Raw genomic sequence first — 19,805 nt, 5'->3', positions numbered from 1 at the left:
TCAAACCTTAATCATTTACTTTTGCTAGCCCACTTGTCATCAGCATTTTTTACAACTTTCCATAAAATTAGAAAAAAAGCAAAAACCGAAGAAAACCAAGCAATATTATAAACTCCGAAACCAAAATCTTCAATAGGGATAAATCGTGAAAAGTTATACCCTAGAGTAAGACTAACTAAGAATATTCGGGTTAAGCACTTAAACCTACTTGGTTTAAGTAGCATTTCATAAACACCAATTAGCAATATAAATAAAAAGAACGATTCATAATATGTAACTAAATTTATTAGTGAGTCAAGCTCAGGATTAGCTTTCCTCCATTCTTCCATATCGAAATAATCTTTTATTGACAATATTAGTTGAATTAGAATTACTATTATTGAAAAAAGAGGATTGTATAATTTCATGAAACTATTATTGCGTCTGCACCAGTGCTTTTGTAATACGCGCCGACGCTATTTTTGAGGCCAAAATCCCTAAAACAGAAATGGTTATAAATACGATAAAAAAGTTTTCGGTTTTTATGGTTACAGGATACGCCAACGAGGGTGTTATCATGACTAGATCGAACGTTTTTTGAAGCACCAAAATTATCAAGGCTAAGCCCAGGCCAACCAATCCGCCTAAAACCGACATTAATGTGCCTTGTAAAAAGAATATTTTGCGAATGTCTATTATGGTGGCGCCTAAATTGAAAAGGGTGTTGAGCGATTTTTTTTTGTCTAAAATCATCATAATAATCGACCCGATAACGTTAAATAAAGCGATAATTAAAACCAATGTAAATATTAAATAAACGGCTAAATTTTCGGTGTTTAGCATTTTGTACAATGCATCGTTAAGTTGTGCGCGGTTTTTTATAATAACCCTGTCGCCCAAAACGGTTTGGATTGCTTCTTTAGCCTGAAGCTCGTTGGCGTCTGGGTTTAGTTTAAACTCAATGGACGATACTTGGTTGGGTTTATAATTTAAAAGGTTTTGTGCCAAATTTATGGATGTAAAAACATAGGTGTCGTTTAGGGTTTCGTTAATATCGAAAACCCCAACATTAACGGCGTTAACGGAATTAAAGGCGTTTTTGGCCGATGTAATTTGCCCTGTTCCGGGTTTGGGAACATACAAGTTTATGGGTTTGGCATAATTTAAAACTCCAAAAGAGAGGTTGTTGGAAATACCCCAGCCCACCACAATCTGATTGGTATTTTGCTCGAGCCAGCTGCCTTGCGAGATTACAGAATCGATGGCAACCACGTTTTTAAAATGGGCATCAACGCCTTTTATGGTGGCCAAATAATTTTTATCGTTCGAGGCCACAATGACGCGCTCTTCAATAACTTTCGAGAATTCTGCAACAGCCTCTAAATGGTTTAATTTATTAAGGTCTTCGTCAGTGATAAAAAATGATTTCCCAACGGTGGTTTCGGCTTTTAAGTCGGGATCGACAATAGTTGAAAATTGCAGTGTAAAATCTTTTAAACCCGCAAAACCAGAAAGCACTATAAATAATGATGCTGCACCCAGAATGATACCAATAACCGCAATAATGCTAATAATATTAATAGCGTTGTTACTGCTTTTTGAGCGTAAATAACGTTTAGCGATATACAGTGAAACATTCATGATTTAAATATAAAAATAAAAATGAGTTTTACTCGATTGTCGAGATTAGAAATGTTTCAATATGCCCTTGGAATCAAAATTAGTTTTTCAGAAAACACACCTGTGCGATTCGGCAGATATGATTTTCTTAAAAACGAATTGCTTTTAGAAATTTATATAACCGATTACGATTTTTTTCGTTTATCAAGAATGGAAGGGTCTTTTATGGGGTTGTCGCCTCCTTTTAAAGACTTATCAATGTTGTCGATATACTCTAAAGAATCGTCAACAAAAAACTCTAAAATAGGCATACGCCGTAATTGGTTTTTGGTACGCTGCGCCAATTCGTGCCTAATTAACGGCGCGTTAGATTTTATACCATCAATAAGGGTTGCAGCTTTGTTATTAGGAAAAATACTTAAATATACTTTGGCTACAGAAAGGTCTACCGTTACTTTTACCTTGGTTACCGAAATCAGCACACCCTGCATGCCGCCTTGTGTCGCTGCGTTTTGTAACACATCAACCAAATCGCGTTGTAAAACCGACCCTATTTTTTTTTGTCTTTGACTTTCTTCTTCCACAGAATAAAATTACTATTAAAAATGCAAAAATAACGGATATTTAAAGATTATCTTACTTTTGAATTGTAAAATATGTATTTTAAACCAAAAGAAGCTTATATGAATAAGATTGAGCATATTGGTATAGCTGTGAAGAACCTTGATGATTCTAATGAGTTATTCTCTAAATTATTCGGAAAACCACACTATAAAATTGAAGAAGTAGCCAGCGAAGGCGTAAACACTTCGTTTTTTAAAGTGGGCGAAAACAAGATTGAATTGTTGGAAGCTACCCGCGAAGACAGCCCTATTGCGAAGTTTATTGACAAAAAAGGCGAAGGCATACACCATATTGCTTTTGATGTAGATGATATTGATGCCGAAATTAAACGCCTTAAAAATGAAGGTTTTAAAGTGCTGAATGAAACGCCCAAAAAAGGAGCGGACAATAAGTTGGTGGCTTTTTTACATCCAAAATCTTCAAATGGCGTTTTAATTGAGTTGTGCCAAACCATAAAGCCTTAAAAATTCTTGTAGAGTTATAAAATATGTATTAATATTGCACCCTCTTTTAGAGAGAAATGTTAGCGAAAGCCAACAGGTCCTATAACTCAGTTGGTTAGAGTATCTGACTCATAATCAGAAAGTCCCTGGTTCGAGCCCAGGTGGGACCACTTCTAGAAATTGCAAAGCCTTACAGAAATGTGAGGCTTTTTTAGTTTATAATGATGTGTTAATCAAACCAATAATTAAATTTTGTTTTCTAAGCAAATTATATATATTTGTTTTGTGATAAAAAAATTGAGGGATCATTTTTTTGGCTCATATAATTTTATAAGAAATTGTGCGTTTTTCAATAAACGGATTACACCTAAATTGATGTATTTCGTCGATGATTTTTAGCATTTCACGGATGTTTTTCCGTTAATAATTGTATATTTGTTTCGCTAACTCGCTTTTTTTTATACATTTGCGTACCAATGACAATACAAAATAAAAGAATATTTGCCTCAATCTTATTTGTATTAATAAGCTTAGTGTGTGTTGCCCAAGGCAGTGAACCACCACCACCCGGACCACCACCACCACCTGGAACCCCAATTGATGGAGGTTTACTTGCAGGTGCGTTTTTTGCGTTATTTTACGGTGTTAAAAAACTACTTAAAAAAAGCTAGTTATTATTTTATCAAGTTCAGTTCTAAGAGCTTTGTAACGTATTTTCCTAAAACATCAAATTCTAAATTTACAACACTCCCAACTTTTAAGGTATTAAAATTAGTGTGCTTATAAGTGTAAGGAATAATGGCCACACTAAAGCTGTCTTTTTTAGAGTTAACCACGGTTAAGCTCGTACCATTAATGGTTATCGAACCCTTTTCAATAGTGATATTATTTAGCGAAGCATCATAATTAAAGGTGAACACCCAGCTTCCGTTTTCTTCTTTAATATTGGTGCAAACCGCTGTTTGGTCTACATGGCCCTGTACAATATGCCCATCAAGTCTGTCGCCAAGTTTCATGGCGCGTTCAAGGTTTATCTTATCGTTAACCTCTAAGGTTTCCAAATTGGTTTTGGCCAAAGTTTCTTTAATCGCGGTAACGGTGTAAGCCTCATCATTAATTTCAACTACCGTTAAGCAAACACCATTATGCGCAACGCTTTGGTCTATTTTTAACTCAGATGTTATCGCGCTATGTATTGTGATATGAAGATTATTCAACTCTTTTTTCAAATGCGTAACAACACCAACATCTTCAATAATTCCTGTAAACATATTATTATCTGTTTATTTGGTTAAATTTGCAACTATAAATGAGTTCATTTAAATGAAAATCAAAATTACAAACAATAGTTGTTATTTTTTATGAAGAACGCAGAAAATATAATTGTAGGGATATCTATAGGTGACTTAAATGGCATTGGTGGCGAAATTGTTTTAAAAACATTTGAAGATAATAGGTTTTTGGATTTTTGCACGCCCGTAATTTTTGCTTCAACAAAAACCATGGGCTTTTTAAAAACACATTTTAAATCGGGCATATATTTTAATAATATTAATAATTTAGAACAGTTAGCCATTGGAAAAGTAAACGTGTTTAATTGTTGGAACGAACCTGTAAAAATTGAGTTTGGAAAAGAAGACCCTAAAATTGGGGAATATGCCATAAAATCGCTTCAGGCGGCAACTAAAGCACTAAAAAACAATGCCATTGATGTTTTGGTAACTGCGCCAATAAACAAACACAATATACAATCTGAAACCTTTAATTTTCCTGGGCATACCGATTATTTGGCACGAGAACTAGAAGGCGAAAGCCTCATGTTTATGGTAAACGATACCTTAAGGGTAGGCTTGTTAACCGATCATGTTCCTGTAAAGGATATTGTAAATCATATTTCTGAAGAGCTTATCATAAAAAAAATAAATACCGTTTATAAATCGCTTAAAAAAGATTTTAGAATACGAAGACCAAAAATTGCCGTTTTGGGCATAAACCCGCATACGGGAGATAATGGCGTTATTGGCAATGAAGATGATGCTGTTTTAAGACCAACACTAAAAAAACTAATCGAGGATGGCAAATTGGTTTACGGGCCATATGCTGCCGATAGTTTTTTTGGCTCCAACAATTATAAAAATTTCGATGCTATTATTGCCAGTTATCACGACCAAGGTTTAATTCCTTTTAAAACCCTGTCTTTTGGCCAAGGGGTCAATTATACGGCGGGTTTAAGCAAGGTTAGAACCTCGCCAGACCACGGAACAGCCTACGAAATTGCAGGACAGGGTAAGGCCGACGAAAACTCTTTTAAAGAAGCCATTTTTACGGCGATAAAGATTTTTAGAAACAGATTGGAGTACAAACACATTACTTCAAATCGCTTAAAAAAAGCACCAAAAAAGATATAAACAAAAAAATGTTTATAAGTAGAGTTGCGTAAATAAAAAAGTTATATATTTGCAGGCTCAAAATAGATGTGATAATGAAGCCGTTGAAAGAGTTTACAATTCCTTTTGTAGGGTTAAAGATAGGGAAACATCATTTTGATTTTGAAATTGAACAAAAGTTCTTTGAGCATTTTGAGTATGAAGAGTTTAATAGTGTAAACGTTCAAGTTGATGTTGTATTTGAGAAGAAAACAACATTGCTGGAATTACACTATAAAGCTTCAGGTTTTGTTAATATTAATTGCGATTTAACCAACGAGCCCTATAATCAGACCATTGAAAATGAATTTGATTTGGTGGTTAAGTTTGGAGATGAGTTTAACGATGAAAACATCGATATCCTCATCGTTCCACACGGAACTTTCGAGATTAATATCCAACAATATATTTACGAATTAATTGTACTTGCAGTACCAATTAAACGCGTACACCCTGGAATAGAAAACGGTACATTGCATTCTGATATACTTGAAAAACTGGACGAGTTAAGTCCAAAGCTAAAAGAAAATAAAGAAACTAACGAGGATATTGACCCTCGATGGAATACATTAAAGAAACTATTAACGGATAAATAACATAAAAAATGGCACATCCTAAAAGAAAAATCTCGAGAACTAGAAGAGATAAAAGAAGAACACATTACAAAGCAACTGCGCCACAGATTGCTACTTGCCCAACAACCGGTGAGCCTCACTTATATCACAGAGCGCATTGGCACGAAGGAAAATTATACTACAGAGGTCAAGTTTTAATTGATAACTCAGAAGAAGTAGAAAACGTAGCATAATTATTATGCACGCATATTATAAAACGCTCACCTGTGAGCGTTTTTTTTATGACAAGTATTTTCTAACATGACAAAAATGATTAATTTGCGTATTAATTAGCCAAAATTTAGTAGTTTTCACAAAATTTTGAACGTTTTTGTCCAATTTTTAATGTTTTTTAGGTCGAATTAACTATAAAGTTATGAGTAAAACCTCGGCGGCGATTACAGCTGTAGGCGCGTATGTGCCAGAATATGTATTAACCAATCAAATTCTTGAAACGATGGTTGATACAAACGACGAATGGATAACCACCAGAACGGGGATAAAAGAACGTCGTATTCTTAAAGGTGAAGGCAAAGGCACCTCTTTTTTAGCTATCAATGCGGCTAAAAATCTTATTGATAAAAAAGGCATCGATCCTAAAGATATCGAACTTATTATAGTTGCCACCGCAACACCAGACATGAAAGCAGCATCAACCGCAGCGTTTACAGCCTCAGAAATAGGAGCCGTTAACGCTTTTTCTTTTGATTTGGATGCGGCTTGCTCTAGTTTTCTTTTCGGTATGTCGGTTGCTGCCAAATATATAGAATCAGGAAGTTATAAAAACGTTTTATTGATAGGTGCCGATAAAATGTCTTCGATGATTAATTATAAAGACAGAGCCACCTGTATTATTTTTGGAGACGGCGCGGGTGCCGTTTTATTCGAACCTACTCAAGAGGATGTTGGGTTAAAAGATGAATACCTAAGAAGCGATGGTACCGGTAGAGAATTTTTACAAGCCACCTACGGCGGTTCGTCTTATCCAATAACCCCAGAAGCCATTGAAAGAGGAGCACATTGCGCATTTCAAGAGGGCAGAACCGTATTTAAAAATGCAGTATTTAATATGGCTGATGCTACCGTAAAAATTTTAGAACGAAATAACTTAACCAAAAACAACGTTGATTGGTTAGTAGCGCACCAAGCTAACAAGCGCATTATTGACGCTACCGCCAACCGAATAGAATTGGAAGAAGAAAAGGTAATGATGAACATACATAAGTATGGCAACACCACATCGGCTACCTTACCCTTACTTTTAAACGATTACGAATCGCAATTAAAAAAAGGGGATAACTTAATATTTGCCGCTTTTGGAGGCGGATTCAATTGGGGCTCTATTTATTTAAAATGGGCCTATAACTCATAAAACTAACCATTAACTAATAAGTAAAATCATGGATATTAAAGAGATTCAAAACTTAATTAAGTTTGTTGCCAAATCTGGAGCAAACGAGGTTAAATTGGAGATGGATGATGTTAAAATTACCATCAAAACAGGGTCTGATTCAGACACTACAATAGTGCATCAAGTCCCTGCTGCTCCTCAAATTCCTCAAGTACCACAGCAAGTAGCCCAACCAGCTGCCGTAGAACCTTCAGCGCCAGCTAAAGAATCTGCAGTTGCAACTGAAGATTCAAAATATATCACCATCAAATCACCAATAATAGGAACGTTTTATAGAAAACCGTCACCAGATAAACCATTATTTGTTGAAGTAGGGCAAACCATTGCAGAAGGTGATGTACTTTGTATTATCGAAGCCATGAAACTATTCAACGAAATAGAATCTGAAGTTTCTGGAAAGATAGTTAAGATATTAGTCGACGACTCTTCGCCAGTAGAGTTCGATCAGCCATTGTTTTTAGTTGATCCATCTTAAAAATTCAGAATTCAGAATTCTGAATTCATAATTTAATTCTAAGTTATGTTTAAAAAAATATTGATAGCCAATCGAGGGGAAATAGCATTACGTGTTATTAGAACCTGTAAAGAAATGGGCATTAAAACCGTAGCGGTTTATTCTACGGCTGATGCTGAGAGCTTACATGTAAAGTTTGCTGATGAAGCCGTTTGTATTGGCCCGCCAGCAAGTAGCGAGTCTTATTTAAAAGTCTCTAATATTATCGCTGCAGCAGAAATTACCAATGCCGATGCCATTCATCCCGGATATGGGTTTTTGTCAGAAAACGCTAAGTTTTCAAAAATATGCGAAGAGCACGATATTAAATTTATAGGCGCTTCACCCGAAATGATAGACAAGATGGGAGACAAGGCCAACGCTAAAGCAACCATGATTGCAGCTGGGGTGCCATGTGTACCAGGAAGTGAAGGAGTGATTGAGGATTTTGAAGAGTGTAAAAAATTAGCCAAGGAAACGGGCTACCCGGTGATGTTAAAGGCTTCTGCAGGTGGTGGCGGTAAAGGGATGCGTGCCGTTTGGAAACCCGAGGATCTTAAAGATGCATGGGACTCCGCTCGACAGGAATCTAAAGCTGCCTTTGGCAACGATGATATGTACATGGAAAAACTTATTGAAGAGCCAAGGCATATTGAAATCCAAATTGTAGGCGACTCCACAGGAAGAGCTTGTCATTTGTCAGAAAGAGATTGCTCTATCCAACGTCGTCATCAAAAATTAACCGAGGAAGTTCCTTCGCCATTTATGACGAAAGCACTTCGTAAAAAAATGGGAGATGCGGCGGTAAAAGCAGCAGAATATATTAAGTATGAAGGCGCTGGAACGGTAGAGTTTTTGGTGGATAAACACCGAAATTTCTACTTTATGGAAATGAATACACGTATTCAGGTAGAGCATCCTATTACGGAACAGGTAATAGATTTCGATTTAATTCGCGAGCAAATCCTTGTGGCCGCAAAGGTGCCAATTTCTGGAAAAAATTACATTCCAAAATTACATTCCATTGAATGTAGAATAAATGCAGAAGATCCGTTTAACGACTTCCGTCCATCACCAGGGAAAATCACGACATTACACGCTCCAGGGGGGCATGGTGTACGTCTAGACACCCATGTTTATGCAGGGTATTCCATTCCGCCAAACTACGATTCTATGATTGCAAAGTTAATTACCACGGCGCAAACCAGAGAAGAAGCCATTAATAAAATGAAACGTGCTTTAGATGAATTTGTTATTGAGGGCATTAAAACAACCATTCCTTTTCATAGACAATTAATGGATCATCCAGATTACTTAGCAGGAAATTATACCACTAAATTTATGGAAGATTTTGTAATAGAAAAGACCATAGAAGAATAAAGAATTAAGACTCCGAAAGCAATTTCGGAGTTTTTTTTTATTTTAGACTTTGTTCTAAATACAGATAAAACATTTCGGTTTATGAAACAGGTATACGGCAAAATTTTCAGCCTCATTTTTCTTATGGCTTTTGTTGGCTGTAAAAAGGCTAACAATAAAAACTTAATTGAATCCACAACGCAAACGCTACCCAATATCGTTGTTATTTATGCAGACGATTTGGGCTTTGGCGATGTTAGTTCCTATGGCTCCACAGCATTGAAAACCCCCAATTTTGACCGTATCGCGAATGAAGGCATTCGGTTTACAAACGGATACGCCACATCGCCAACCTGCACCCCGAGCCGTTACTCATTATTGTCGGGCACCTATCCGTTTAGAACGAAAAGAGCGCAAGTTTTGCCCGGAAATGCGCCCTTGCTTTTCGAGCTAGGGAAACAAACCTTACCATCAATGTTGCAACAAGCGGGCTATAAAACAGGCGTTATTGGCAAGTGGCATTTGGGATTGGGCGACGCCAATATGGATTGGAATAAAAAAATCGCACCCGGTCCGTTGGAAATTGGTTTTGATTACGCTTATATCATGGCCTCTACAAACGATAGAGTACCTAGTGTTTACGTAGAAAACCACAAAGTTGTTGGCTTAACGGCCGAAGACCCAATTTATGTAAGTTATCAAAAGAATTTTGAAGGAGAACCTACCGGAAGAGACAATCCAGAAATGTTAAAAGTACATCCAAGTCACGGACACGATATGAGCATTCACAATGGCATATCAAGAATTGGATATATGAAAGGCGGAAAATCAGCTTTGTTTATAGATGAAGATATGAACGATGATTTTTTAAAGGAATCCATTAAATATATCAATAAAAACAAAAACCATCCATTTTTCTTATTTTATGCCTTGCACCAACCGCATGTTCCAAGGGTGCCACACCCTCGTTTTGTTGGCGCTTCAGGACTAGGTCCGAGGGGCGATGTTATTGTTGAGGCAGATTGGGCCGTTGGTCAATTTTTAGATGAACTCGATACCTTAGGGCTTTCAGAAAATACCATTGTTATATTTTCAAGCGATAATGGCCCCGTTTTAGATGATGGCTATAAAGATGATGCTGTGGAAAAAAACGGAAAACATACGCCAACAGGCGGACTCAGAGGTGGAAAATACAGCCTTTTTGATGCCGGAACCCACGTGCCATTTATAATTAGATGGAAGGGCACTATAAAACCAGGCGTATCCGATGCGTTGGTTTCGCAGATGGATTTCACCGCATCGTTTGCTGCTTTAACGGGACAAGATAATACCACACCAGACAGTCAAAACATTTTAGATGCTTTTTTAGGAAAATCCGATAAAGGGCGGCAAGGGCTTATTCTGGGACAGAACAACATTATGGCTTACCGACAAGGCGATTGGGTTTTAATTCCGCCACATAAAGGTCGTAAAATGACGAATAAATGGGTGAATATAGAAACAGGTAGAGACAGCATTTATCAGCTTTATAACCTTAAAGATGACCAGGCGCAACAGCATAATTTAGCAGAAACCCATCCCGAAAAATTAGAGGCTTTAAAACAAGCTTTAGAACTAGAAAAGAAATAAGATTTTGAACTTATCCTATTGGGAAATTAAATCGTGGCTTACCCATGTAGATTTTACTATTGTGGGTAGCGGCATAGTGGGTTTAAATTGTGCGCTACAACTAAAACAGCGTTTCCCAAAAGCCCATATTCTCATTTTAGAAAAAGGTGTTTTGCCACAAGGTGCGAGCACAAAAAATGCTGGATTTGCGTGCTTTGGAAGTTTAAGTGAAATTCTAGACGACTTAAAAACACATACCGAAGAGGCTGTTGTTAACATAGTAGAAAAACGCGTTAACGGCTTAAAACTTCTACGCCACACTTTAGGTGATACAAATATTGATTATAAACAATTAGGCGGTTTTGAGTTGTTCACTGAAACAAATTCTACGCTATTTGAAAACTGTCTTTCAAATAAAGCACATATCAATAAACTATTGAAACCGGTTTTTAAAAAAGAAGTCTTTAGTTTAAAAGGCAATAGTTTCAACTTTAAGAATATAAAAAGCCAGTATGTTTTTAATGCGTTTGAAGGACAAATTGACACCGGAAAAATGATGGATTCATTAATGCATTTGGTATTGAAAAGCGGTATAAAAATATTAAATAATATAACGGTTGAAGCTTTTTCAGAAGATGCAAGCTCAGTAAAAATAAAAACCAATTTGTTCGAATTTTCGAGCTCGAAATTGCTTATCGCAACCAATGGTTTTGCATCGCAGTTAATTAACGAAGCGGTAAAGCCGGCACGCGCCCAAGTATTAATAACAAAGCCCATTAAAGACCTGCATATAAAAGGCACGTTTCATTTAGATAAAGGGTATTATTATTTCAGAAATATTGACAACAGGATTTTACTTGGCGGTGGACGAAACCTTGATTTTAAAGCCGAGGAAACCACCGAATTAAAACAAACCGAGCTTGTACAAAACAAACTTGAAACCTTACTTAAAACCACAATTTTGCCAGAAATCCCTTTTGAAATCGACCATCGTTGGAGTGGTATTATGGGTGTTGGTTCCCGGTTGCAATCGGGACAAAAAAAGGCTATTGTTAAACAGCTTGGTAGCAACGTATTTTGTGGTGTAAGACTTGGTGGTATGGGTGTTGCCATTGGTAGTATAATCGGGAAAGAATTAGCAGATTTAATTTAACGTATCTGTTATTCCGTACTTGATGCGGAATCCTCTTTTAAAAATAAAAAATTGAATATAAAAGAAGAACTATATAATCAATGTGTTGAGTTTGTTGACAATCGTTTTCAAACCATTCAAAAAACCATAAACGAAATACAAGAATCCTTACACTCTGAAACCAAAAGCAGCGCGGGCGACAAGCACGAAACAGGACGCGCCATGTTACAGTTAGAGCGCGAAAAAGCGGGAAACCAACTCGCTGAAATTGTAAAAGTAAAAGAAGCGCTTTCTAAAATCGACCCTTCAAAACCTTCAACAACGGTTGGTTTGGGCAGCGTCGTTTATACGTCGGGTGCTAACTATTATATGGCTGTAAGCGCGGGACGGTTGAAAGCAGAAAACCATTTGTTTTATGCTATTTCTCCAAACACACCTATTGGGCAATTGCTAATGGGAAAAACCGTTGGAGACACTATAGTTTTTAGAGGATTAGAATTTAACATCACCTCTTTGGTTTGAGGTTGAGGTGTTGCCGGAGTCGAGGAAAAGATTTCAAACAAAATTATTCGTGCATTTGTGGCAATTAAAAAGGCAGCTAATCATAATGAGATTCCTGCCTTCGCAGGAATGACAGACCTAAACATGTTTTCCTTTATCCCAACCATGTTTTCCTAAATATTGATTGCCGCTTTCAACAGCACCATTTTCAATAGAGGTTCCCATGCTATCGTTCCATCTATTCAAATAACCAAAGAGCGAAATAACACCAAGCATTTCAATAATCTCTCCTTCATCCCAATATTCGTATAAACGTTTTTTTATGGTTTCATCTACGTCGTTTGGTACTTGTGATGCCGCCAAACTGAAATCCAATGCAGCACGTTCTGCTTCATTAAAAGCAGGATGCGTGCGGTATTCCCAAATGTTGTCCAATTGCTCTTGCTCTGCACCGTAACGTTCGGCAGCTCTAATGGCGTGCGCTTGACAATATCTGCAACCTGTTGCGTTGCTGGAAACCCAAGCTATCATGCGCTTTAATGCCGAAGTGACTCTGCCTTCATTGGCCATAACAGCTTTATTTAAATTAATAAAAGCTTTACTAATGGCGGGTCTGCGTTGCATGGTTAATACCGAATTTGGACAAAACCCCAGGGTTTCATTAAAAAATTCGGCAAGCTTTTTTGTCTCTAAATCGTGGTCCGCAGATAATGGTGTAACTAATGGCATAAATTTGATTTTTCGGTATCTTCAAAGATATAATTTTATTAACTTTCCCCTATAAATAAAAACGTATTTATGAAGCTCATATTAAGACCATTCGAATTAAAATTAAAGCACACGTTTACCATTTCTAGAGAATCTCACAACACACAATCCACGTTAATTGTCGAGCTTAAAGATGGCGACATTTCGGGTTATGGTGAGGGAACCTCAAACCCGTATTATGGCATTACAGTACAAAAAATGACTGATGATATATTAGGGATTAAACATTTAATTGAAGCGGATAGCGATAAAACGCCAGAAGCATTTTGGGACACCATTTATCCGCATTTAAAACACAACATGTTTGCTTTGTGTGCCTTAGATATAGCCTATAACGATTTGTACGCACGGAAAAAAGGCAAAAAGCTTTATGAACTTTGGAACTATACTACTGATAAAAACCCCTTAACAGATTACACCATTGGCATCGATACGATTGATAAAATGGTGGCTAAAATGAAGGAATTGCCCTGGCCCATTTACAAAATAAAACTGGGCACTGAGGAAGATATTGCCATTGTAGAAGCTTTGCGACAACACACCGATGCTGTTTTTAGAATTGATGCCAATTGCGGATGGACGGCCGATGAAACCATAAAAAACGCTGTGGCTTTAAAGGCTCTTGGTGTCGAATTTTTAGAGCAGCCATTAAAGGCCGATGATTGGGATGCCCATAGAGAAGTATTCAAAAAATCGGTGCTGCCCATTGTTGCCGACGAAAGTTGCCAGATTGAAGCTGATATCGATAAATGCCACAATCATTTTCACGGGGTTAATGTAAAACTTGTAAAATGTGGCGGATTAACTCCGGCAAGACGCATGCTTACCAAAGCTCGCCAATTGGGTATGAAAACCATGGTGGGCTGCATGACGGAATCTTCAGTTGGCATTTCGGCCATAGCACATTTATTGCCCTTATTGGATTATGTTGATATGGATGGTCCCTTGTTGTTGGCCGAAGATATTGCCAACGGTGTTACGATTAAAAACGGCGTTGTAGAATATAGCCATTTAAACGGAACGGGAGTTTCCTTAATTTAATGTTTTAATGATTGTTGAACGCTTTCCGGACAGAACAATATTCATTGAAGAAAAGGAATATTTATACTTTGGCGGGACAGCTTATTTAGGGCTTCCAACGCATGTCGATTTTAAAAACACGCTTATAAAAAGTATAGCCAAATGGGGCACGTTTTACGGAAGCTCAAGAAATTCCAATATAAAATTATCAGTTTTTGATAAAGCAGAACAGCTGTTCGCCACACAAATAGGAACTGAAAAATCGCTTACAACATCCTCGGGAACTTTGGCGGGGAAATTGGTTTTGGAGTATTTGTCTAAAACAGTACCCACATTTTATCACTACCCCAAAACGCATCCTGCGATTTTACACGACAAAAGCCTGCCCTTATTTGAAAACGGAGCATTGCATAAAAATCTACTTAACAATACAAAAGAAGACATTGTTATCACAGTCGATGCGGTTTTAGCTTTGGAAGTTGAGCCTACATCGTTCGATTTTTTAAACGATATTTCACCTAAAAAACACATTACACTTCTGGTTGATGAATCGCATAGCCTGGGTGTTTTAGGCCAACAAGGTGATGGTGTTTTTAAGACCATCCGAAATAAAAACCTAAAAAGGAAAATAATGATAGCCTCTTTAGGAAAGGCTTTGGGACTTTCGGGAGGCGTTATTGCCGCAGATGAAAACTTTATTAACGCTATAAAGAATGAAGTGCTTTTTGTATCATCATCATGTGCCAATGCCGCGTATTTAGAAAGCTATGTGGTCTCACAAAACCTGATTGAAAGTCAACAAGAAAAACTTAAAGCCAATTTAAGGTTTTTGTTTAAAGATTTAAACTTGGGTGATGCTTTTAAATTTAATGAAAATTACCCGGTGATTTATTGTAACTCTAATACGATATACGATGCGTTATTTGAAAACAGCATCATCATTTCACACTTTAAATACCCCAATTACAAAGAAGATATGAATAGAATTGTAATAACGGCAAACCATACCGAAACCGATTTAACAAGGTTAAAAAAGGCGTTGGTTTCTTTGTGAAAACCCCTTTATAAAATGCATAAAAAAACCGCTCTTCAATAAAGCTGAAGAACGGTTTTAATTCTATTTAAAAACTAGACTATTATTATTGATCCCACCAAACAGGTGTAATCGGTTCTTGCTGATTCGCCAAAACATTAGCTTCATTTCTGTTTAATTCAGTAGAAGGATAATTGGCGCGTCTAAACCATTGTCCGAAATAATCGCCATCACTATCTTCTTCCTCTCTAATAGTTAAACCCGTAAACACATCATCTGAAAAATCATATCTTCTAAAATCTACAAACGTTTCAGGGTTTAAATAGTTATGGATGTATTTCTCCTTCATAATATGATGCAAGGCTAAACTAGCTTCTCCAACGTCTACAGCGGTATCAGCGATGTAATCTGCTCCATCAACACCCCACATATCCATACTTGCAGCGATTCCATCCATGTATGCCATATAAGCTGTCGTGTTAGTTCCTACGCTGGTTGTGTTGCCTCCGTTTGCTAAAAATGCAGCTTCAGCTTTGATAAATAGAGCCTCTGCATATGATATTAAAATTAATGGAGAGTCTATGCTCGTGTAAAAACCATCGCTTTTAAAACGGGTATTTGCATCAACCAAACCACTAGGGGATTTGCCTGCGCCACCGCTTATAAAACCTCTATATTCGGTGTCGCTATCAGGTATTTCTGCAATTTCTGGCAGTCGAGGATCTATAGTAATAGCTCCATTAAAAGGGTAATAATCACCATTCATAGAGCTTACAATTTGACTGGCAATATCGTTACTTAGGTTACCGGTTTCACGCGATAAAACCTCGGACGAATACCAGGGGTTTATGTTCTTTTCGTCATAATACATGGCGAAATTATCAGCGTTAGACGTAAACCCGTTGGCAATGGTAGTTAAAACGTCATTGGCCGTTGTAACACCTTTATCTATTACATGTAATTGGTAACGTGCTTTAATTGTATAAGCGGCTCTTAACCAAGAATCTGAATCGCCTCCGTAAATTAAATCTGCAGATCCTAAATTGAAACCAGAAGTATCAGCAGCGCTTAAAGCTGCTATCGCGCCATCTAATAGGTTGAATATTTCAGTATAGATTTGTTCTTGCGTATCAAATGCAGGAAAGTTAGAATCTGGTCCTTGGGTTGCTTCAGAATATGGAATATTATCCCACGTGTCTGTTGCTATTCCTAAATTGATGGCTACTAAAATATCTGAAATAGCACCAATATGTGGTGCGTTATTTTCAACCGCTTTTGCTTTTACCACTTTTAAGTTTGGTAATATATAAAGGTAAATTTGCGTCCATAGCCCACTTGCTGAGGTTTGTCCTGCGGCACCTCCACCAGTTGAAACAAAATACTGCGTATAGTTTCCAAAAGCTAATTCTGCCGAACGTTGTCCTTCCATAGTGCTATGAATCACAGGCGCAATTAAGTCCTTCATCCCCAATTCCTCTAAAGCGGCAGTATTGGATGGTGTGTTCACATCAAAATATTCATCACTACACCCTACGAGCGCAATAACGAACAGTGCTAAAATTGTAGTTGTTATATTAAATTTTTTCATAATTTCTTTTTTTAAAATATAATATTAAGACCAAATGAATAACTCTGGCTTAACGGTATACTTAACCCGGTAAATCCATAAACATTACTTCCTGCGCTGTATTGATTTCCTTCGGGGTCGAATCCATCAAACGGTGTCCATATCAAAATGTTATTGGCACTTACGTTAAAGCTAAGTTTGTCTACTTTTAATTTCTCTGTAATATTAGATCCAAAATCGTAGGACAGACCTATGTTTCTAAGTTTAACCCAAGACGCATCTTGCACTAAAATTTCTGAAGCTCTGTTGTAACGTGTCGAACTTCTGTAATAGTTTTGATCAATTGTTGTTTCGATAGTATTGGTTGTGAAACCACCACTACCATCGTCCATAACACCCTCAAGTACGGTATCTACGTTACGATAGGCTGTAATGCCACGAACACCATTTCTAATAGAGTTACGCATTCCGGAATCGTAAAGATCGCCTCCTTTTTTGTATTCTAACACAAAATTGAATCCGATGCCTTTCCATTTAAAACTGTTGTTAACAGACGATATGAAATCTGGAAATGCGTTACCAACCACAACTCTTTCGTCTAGGTTTACACGGGGTAATCCGTCGCTACCAATATAGCGTTCTCCATTTTCGTAGCGCCATTTGTAACCATATAAGTTACCCATTTTATCGCCTTCTCTAATTTCAGAGGTCACACCAGCAAAACCAGAATTTGCAAAAATAATAGCTTCAATATCATCTGGAATATCGAGGACATTACCTTCACTCGTAGACCAGTTTAAAATCATATTCCACTTAAAATCTGGTTTTCTAATAATATCGGCACTTAATAACAATTCATGTCCGAAAACTTCATAATCTCCTGCATTTCTAGTAATAGCCGATAGGCCAGAGGAATACGCTGTACCTACGTTGAAAATTTGATCTTCAACTTTGGTTTTAAAATAAGCGTAATCTATACGAATACGACTATCGAAAAATCGTAAATCGGCACCAAATTCTGTAGATTTATTGCTTTCTGGTTGAATTGCTAAATCACCGAGTCTTGTGCTTCTTCTGTATCCGCCAGAGCCTGCAAATGGAAAATCGCCATCAACCACAAAATACTGTCCAACATCACCAAATCCAGGGCCTTTACCAACTTCTGCCCAAGAGGCTCTAAGTTTTCCAAAGGAGAATACGTCGCTGTCTCCAAAAAGGCTGGTGATATCGTAGGCTAAACTAGCCGATGGGTAAAAGAATGACCTGTTTGCTTTTGGTAATGTAGATAACCAGTCATTTCTTCCTGTTAAGGTTAAAAATAACTTGTCTTTGTAAGCCAATTTTAACTCTCCAAAAATACCCATATTGCGCAGTTGTACTACCGAGTTGTCGATAAAGAAATTGGTTGTGTTGCCTATTTCGTTAACCCCTGCAATATTTAAACCTTCGCCACGTGCTTCATCATAATCTCTTTTAGTGTCTGAAACTTGATGTCCTAAGGTTAATTCTGAAGTAAAATCATCAGACCAATCTTTATTGAATGCCACTAATAAGTTAGATTCTAATGCTGTGAAGTTTATATTTTGATTTAAAATAAAACCACCAACCTGCGAGCCTCCATCTAAATCTGGTCCCACATAACGGTTACGTCTGTCGGAATAATTATCAATTTGAGCAGCATAGGTAATATTTACCCATTCTTTAGGTTGCCAATTAAATGTAGCATTACCTACCCAACGGTTAACATCATCAACAAGACTGCTGGTTTCCATTAAATATCTTGGGTTATCAATAATTCCAAAGGAATAATCACGCTCGGAACCATCAGGGTTTTGGTAATCGTTTATTGGGAATGTTCCTGAAAAATAAGACAGGGCGCTCATAACCGATTTATCACCACCATTTGCTCGCCGGCCTCCCGAATTGGTAAAGGCAATAGAGCTATTAATATTGAAATTGTCGGTCACTTTATAACCCGCTTTTAACCTAAGGTTTGTTTTCTCGTAATCTGTATTTGGTAAAATACCTTCGTCGCTACTATTACCAACAGATAAGAAATAATCCATAACGCCCGTAGCGCCACTCACACTTAGGTTTACTTGAGTGTTAACACCGGTTCTAAAAATATCATAGGGACTGTAATAGGCGTCATTTGTAAGGTCTATAACATCGCCATTGCCCAAAGTTGCAGAATCATCGCTAAACCTCGGTCCCCATGAATAAAAGGAAGTTCCACCCAATCTTGTAAATCCAGTATCGGTTTCTGGCGTATATAAAGTTCTGGGCAGGTTGTTAAAGCCTTCGCGATATTCAGTTTGATCATCGGGCGTTGTTTTAACTTCTCTAAAAGAAGTAGAGGCTGTTAAGTTTATTTTAGCCTTCCCTAATTTACCTTTTTTAGTCGTAATAATAATGGCACCATTTGATGCTCTAACGCCATAAAGCGCTGTTGCTGCTGCACCTTTTAAAACATTATAGCTTTCTATATCTTCAGGATTGATATCTCCCGCTCTGTTAGAAAATGCAAATTGTTCGGCACTACTAGCAGAATTTGAACCAGTACTCGGTCTTACCTCACCAGAAAATGTATCATTATTAAGGGCTAATCCATCAACAATAATTAAGGGTTGGTTACTTCTAGAAGGATTTACAGAGGTAATGCCTCTAATTAATATATCAACACCACCACCAGCAGATCCAGAGGTTCGGTTAATTTGCACGCCGGCAACTTGTCCTTGAAGTGCTTCAAGAGCATTGGTTTGCCCTGTTAAATTTACATCATTGGCATCCACTTGTGTTACAGAATATCCTAAAGATTTCTGTTTTTTAGCAACACCAAATGCCGTAATAACAACTTCGTCTAGTTTGCTTGCATCTTCTTCTAGAGAAGTATTTAGTTGAGTTCCTGTTACCGAAACTTCTTTTGTTTTAAAGCCAACAAAAGAAAAAATCAATACATCGCCTTGATTTGCAGAAATAGAATAATTTCCATCAAAATCGGTCGATGTTCCGTTGCTTGTTCCTTTTACTTGAATGTTTACACCGGGCAACGGAACGCTAGAAGCATCGGTTACCGTACCACTTACAGTTATGTTTTGAGCAAACAAAAAACTGCAGGTAGCGGTTAAAAAAACAAGAAAAGAGAGGGTTGTTTTTTTGTTCATAAATTAAGAGTTTGAATTAATAGTCTCTCAAATATAGTAATGT

Annotated in this window: 19 protein-coding genes and 1 tRNA gene; 14 read left to right on the top strand and 6 right to left on the bottom strand. The window is 37.2% G+C overall.

From position 1 onward, the window contains the following. Nucleotides 1-414: 414 nt before the first annotated feature. Both RNZ46_RS06865 and rbfA read right to left on the bottom strand, forming a co-directional pair. Nucleotides 415-1,620 (bottom strand): ABC transporter permease, encoded by a 1,206-nt coding sequence (locus RNZ46_RS06865; protein WP_316984636.1) that lies wholly within the window; start codon nt 1,618-1,620, stop codon nt 415-417. A 164-nt stretch (nt 1,621-1,784) separates the two neighbouring features. Further along, nucleotides 1,785-2,183 carry a 30S ribosome-binding factor RbfA gene (rbfA, locus tag RNZ46_RS06860; RefSeq protein ID WP_316984635.1) on the bottom strand — a complete coding sequence of 133 codons (399 nt, stop codon included), beginning with the start codon at nt 2,181-2,183 and terminating at the stop codon, nt 1,785-1,787. 99 nt (nt 2,184-2,282) lie between these two features. Here rbfA and mce point away from each other — a divergent pair, with 99 nt between their 5' ends. The 3 genes from mce (at nt 2,283) to RNZ46_RS06845 (ending at nt 3,337) form a co-directional block, all read left to right on the top strand. Next, nucleotides 2,283-2,687: a methylmalonyl-CoA epimerase gene (mce, locus tag RNZ46_RS06855; protein ID WP_316984972.1), complete on the top strand. Its 405-nt coding sequence runs from the start codon at nt 2,283-2,285 to the stop codon at nt 2,685-2,687. A gap of 75 nt (nt 2,688-2,762) precedes the next feature. Further along, nucleotides 2,763-2,836: transfer RNA gene (locus tag RNZ46_RS06850), tRNA-Ile, on the top strand. Between the two features lie 306 nt (nt 2,837-3,142). After that, nucleotides 3,143-3,337 carry a PID-CTERM protein-sorting domain-containing protein gene (locus tag RNZ46_RS06845; protein WP_316984634.1) on the top strand — a complete coding sequence of 65 codons (195 nt, stop codon included), beginning with the start codon at nt 3,143-3,145 and terminating at the stop codon, nt 3,335-3,337. 3 nt (nt 3,338-3,340) lie between these two features. On the opposite strand, the gene RNZ46_RS06840 is transcribed toward RNZ46_RS06845, so the two are convergent. Then, nucleotides 3,341-3,937 (bottom strand): riboflavin synthase, encoded by a 597-nt coding sequence (locus tag RNZ46_RS06840; RefSeq protein WP_316984633.1) that lies wholly within the window; start codon nt 3,935-3,937, stop codon nt 3,341-3,343. Between the two features lie 90 nt (nt 3,938-4,027). Here RNZ46_RS06840 and pdxA point away from each other — a divergent pair, with 90 nt between their 5' ends. The 9 genes from pdxA (at nt 4,028) to RNZ46_RS06795 (ending at nt 12,231) form a co-directional block, all read left to right on the top strand. Next, nucleotides 4,028-5,074: a 4-hydroxythreonine-4-phosphate dehydrogenase PdxA gene (gene pdxA, locus RNZ46_RS06835; protein WP_316984632.1), complete on the top strand. Its 1,047-nt coding sequence runs from the start codon at nt 4,028-4,030 to the stop codon at nt 5,072-5,074. A gap of 74 nt (nt 5,075-5,148) precedes the next feature. Continuing rightward, nucleotides 5,149-5,688: a YceD family protein gene (locus RNZ46_RS06830; RefSeq protein ID WP_316984631.1), complete on the top strand. Its 540-nt coding sequence runs from the start codon at nt 5,149-5,151 to the stop codon at nt 5,686-5,688. A gap of 8 nt (nt 5,689-5,696) precedes the next feature. Further along, complete coding sequence (rpmF, locus tag RNZ46_RS06825) at nt 5,697-5,900, top strand: 50S ribosomal protein L32 (RefSeq protein ID WP_142784604.1); 204 nt, start codon at nt 5,697-5,699, stop codon at nt 5,898-5,900. 182 nt (nt 5,901-6,082) lie between these two features. Beyond that, the gene (locus RNZ46_RS06820) at nt 6,083-7,078 is read left to right on the top strand and encodes a beta-ketoacyl-ACP synthase III (RefSeq protein ID WP_316984630.1); all 996 of its coding nucleotides are present in this window, start codon (nt 6,083-6,085) and stop codon (nt 7,076-7,078) included. A gap of 28 nt (nt 7,079-7,106) precedes the next feature. Next, complete coding sequence (gene accB, locus RNZ46_RS06815; protein ID WP_316984629.1) at nt 7,107-7,592, top strand: acetyl-CoA carboxylase biotin carboxyl carrier protein; 486 nt, start codon at nt 7,107-7,109, stop codon at nt 7,590-7,592. A gap of 45 nt (nt 7,593-7,637) precedes the next feature. Beyond that, nucleotides 7,638-8,990, top strand: coding sequence for an acetyl-CoA carboxylase biotin carboxylase subunit (gene accC / locus RNZ46_RS06810; RefSeq protein ID WP_316984628.1), 1,353 nt, complete (start codon nt 7,638-7,640; stop codon nt 8,988-8,990). A gap of 81 nt (nt 8,991-9,071) precedes the next feature. Next, a complete protein-coding gene (locus RNZ46_RS06805) occupies nt 9,072-10,598 on the top strand; it encodes a sulfatase family protein (RefSeq protein ID WP_316984627.1) in 1,527 nt (508 codons plus the stop codon). 4 nt (nt 10,599-10,602) lie between these two features. Next, nucleotides 10,603-11,730 (top strand): NAD(P)/FAD-dependent oxidoreductase, encoded by a 1,128-nt coding sequence (locus tag RNZ46_RS06800; protein ID WP_316984626.1) that lies wholly within the window; start codon nt 10,603-10,605, stop codon nt 11,728-11,730. Nucleotides 11,731-11,781: 51 nt separating this feature from the next. Beyond that, on the top strand, nt 11,782-12,231 hold the full coding sequence (locus RNZ46_RS06795) for a 3-oxoacyl-ACP synthase (protein ID WP_316984625.1): 450 nt from the start codon (nt 11,782-11,784) through the stop codon (nt 12,229-12,231). 117 nt (nt 12,232-12,348) lie between these two features. Here RNZ46_RS06795 and RNZ46_RS06790 read toward each other — a convergent pair whose 3' ends face one another. Next, nucleotides 12,349-12,939 carry a carboxymuconolactone decarboxylase family protein gene (locus RNZ46_RS06790; RefSeq protein ID WP_316984624.1) on the bottom strand — a complete coding sequence of 197 codons (591 nt, stop codon included), beginning with the start codon at nt 12,937-12,939 and terminating at the stop codon, nt 12,349-12,351. A 69-nt stretch (nt 12,940-13,008) separates the two neighbouring features. On the opposite strand from RNZ46_RS06790, the gene RNZ46_RS06785 reads away from it, so the two are divergent. Together RNZ46_RS06785 and RNZ46_RS06780 are read left to right on the top strand one after the other, a co-directional pair. After that, nucleotides 13,009-14,019 carry a dipeptide epimerase gene (locus RNZ46_RS06785; RefSeq protein WP_316984623.1) on the top strand — a complete coding sequence of 337 codons (1,011 nt, stop codon included), beginning with the start codon at nt 13,009-13,011 and terminating at the stop codon, nt 14,017-14,019. Between the two features lie 7 nt (nt 14,020-14,026). After that, a complete protein-coding gene (locus tag RNZ46_RS06780; RefSeq protein ID WP_316984622.1) occupies nt 14,027-15,052 on the top strand; it encodes an aminotransferase class I/II-fold pyridoxal phosphate-dependent enzyme in 1,026 nt (341 codons plus the stop codon). An 85-nt stretch (nt 15,053-15,137) separates the two neighbouring features. Here RNZ46_RS06780 and RNZ46_RS06775 read toward each other — a convergent pair whose 3' ends face one another. Both RNZ46_RS06775 and RNZ46_RS06770 read right to left on the bottom strand, forming a co-directional pair. Further along, on the bottom strand, nt 15,138-16,619 hold the full coding sequence (locus RNZ46_RS06775; protein WP_316984621.1) for a SusD/RagB family nutrient-binding outer membrane lipoprotein: 1,482 nt from the start codon (nt 16,617-16,619) through the stop codon (nt 15,138-15,140). 11 nt (nt 16,620-16,630) lie between these two features. Further along, a complete protein-coding gene (locus tag RNZ46_RS06770; RefSeq protein ID WP_316984620.1) occupies nt 16,631-19,762 on the bottom strand; it encodes a SusC/RagA family TonB-linked outer membrane protein in 3,132 nt (1,043 codons plus the stop codon). Nucleotides 19,763-19,805: the final 43 nt, after the last annotated feature.

The organism is Hwangdonia lutea, assembly GCF_032814565.1.
In the GTDB taxonomy this organism is placed as follows: domain Bacteria; phylum Bacteroidota; class Bacteroidia; order Flavobacteriales; family Flavobacteriaceae; genus Hwangdonia; species Hwangdonia lutea.
This window is presented reverse-complemented; position numbering and strand designations above follow the sequence as displayed.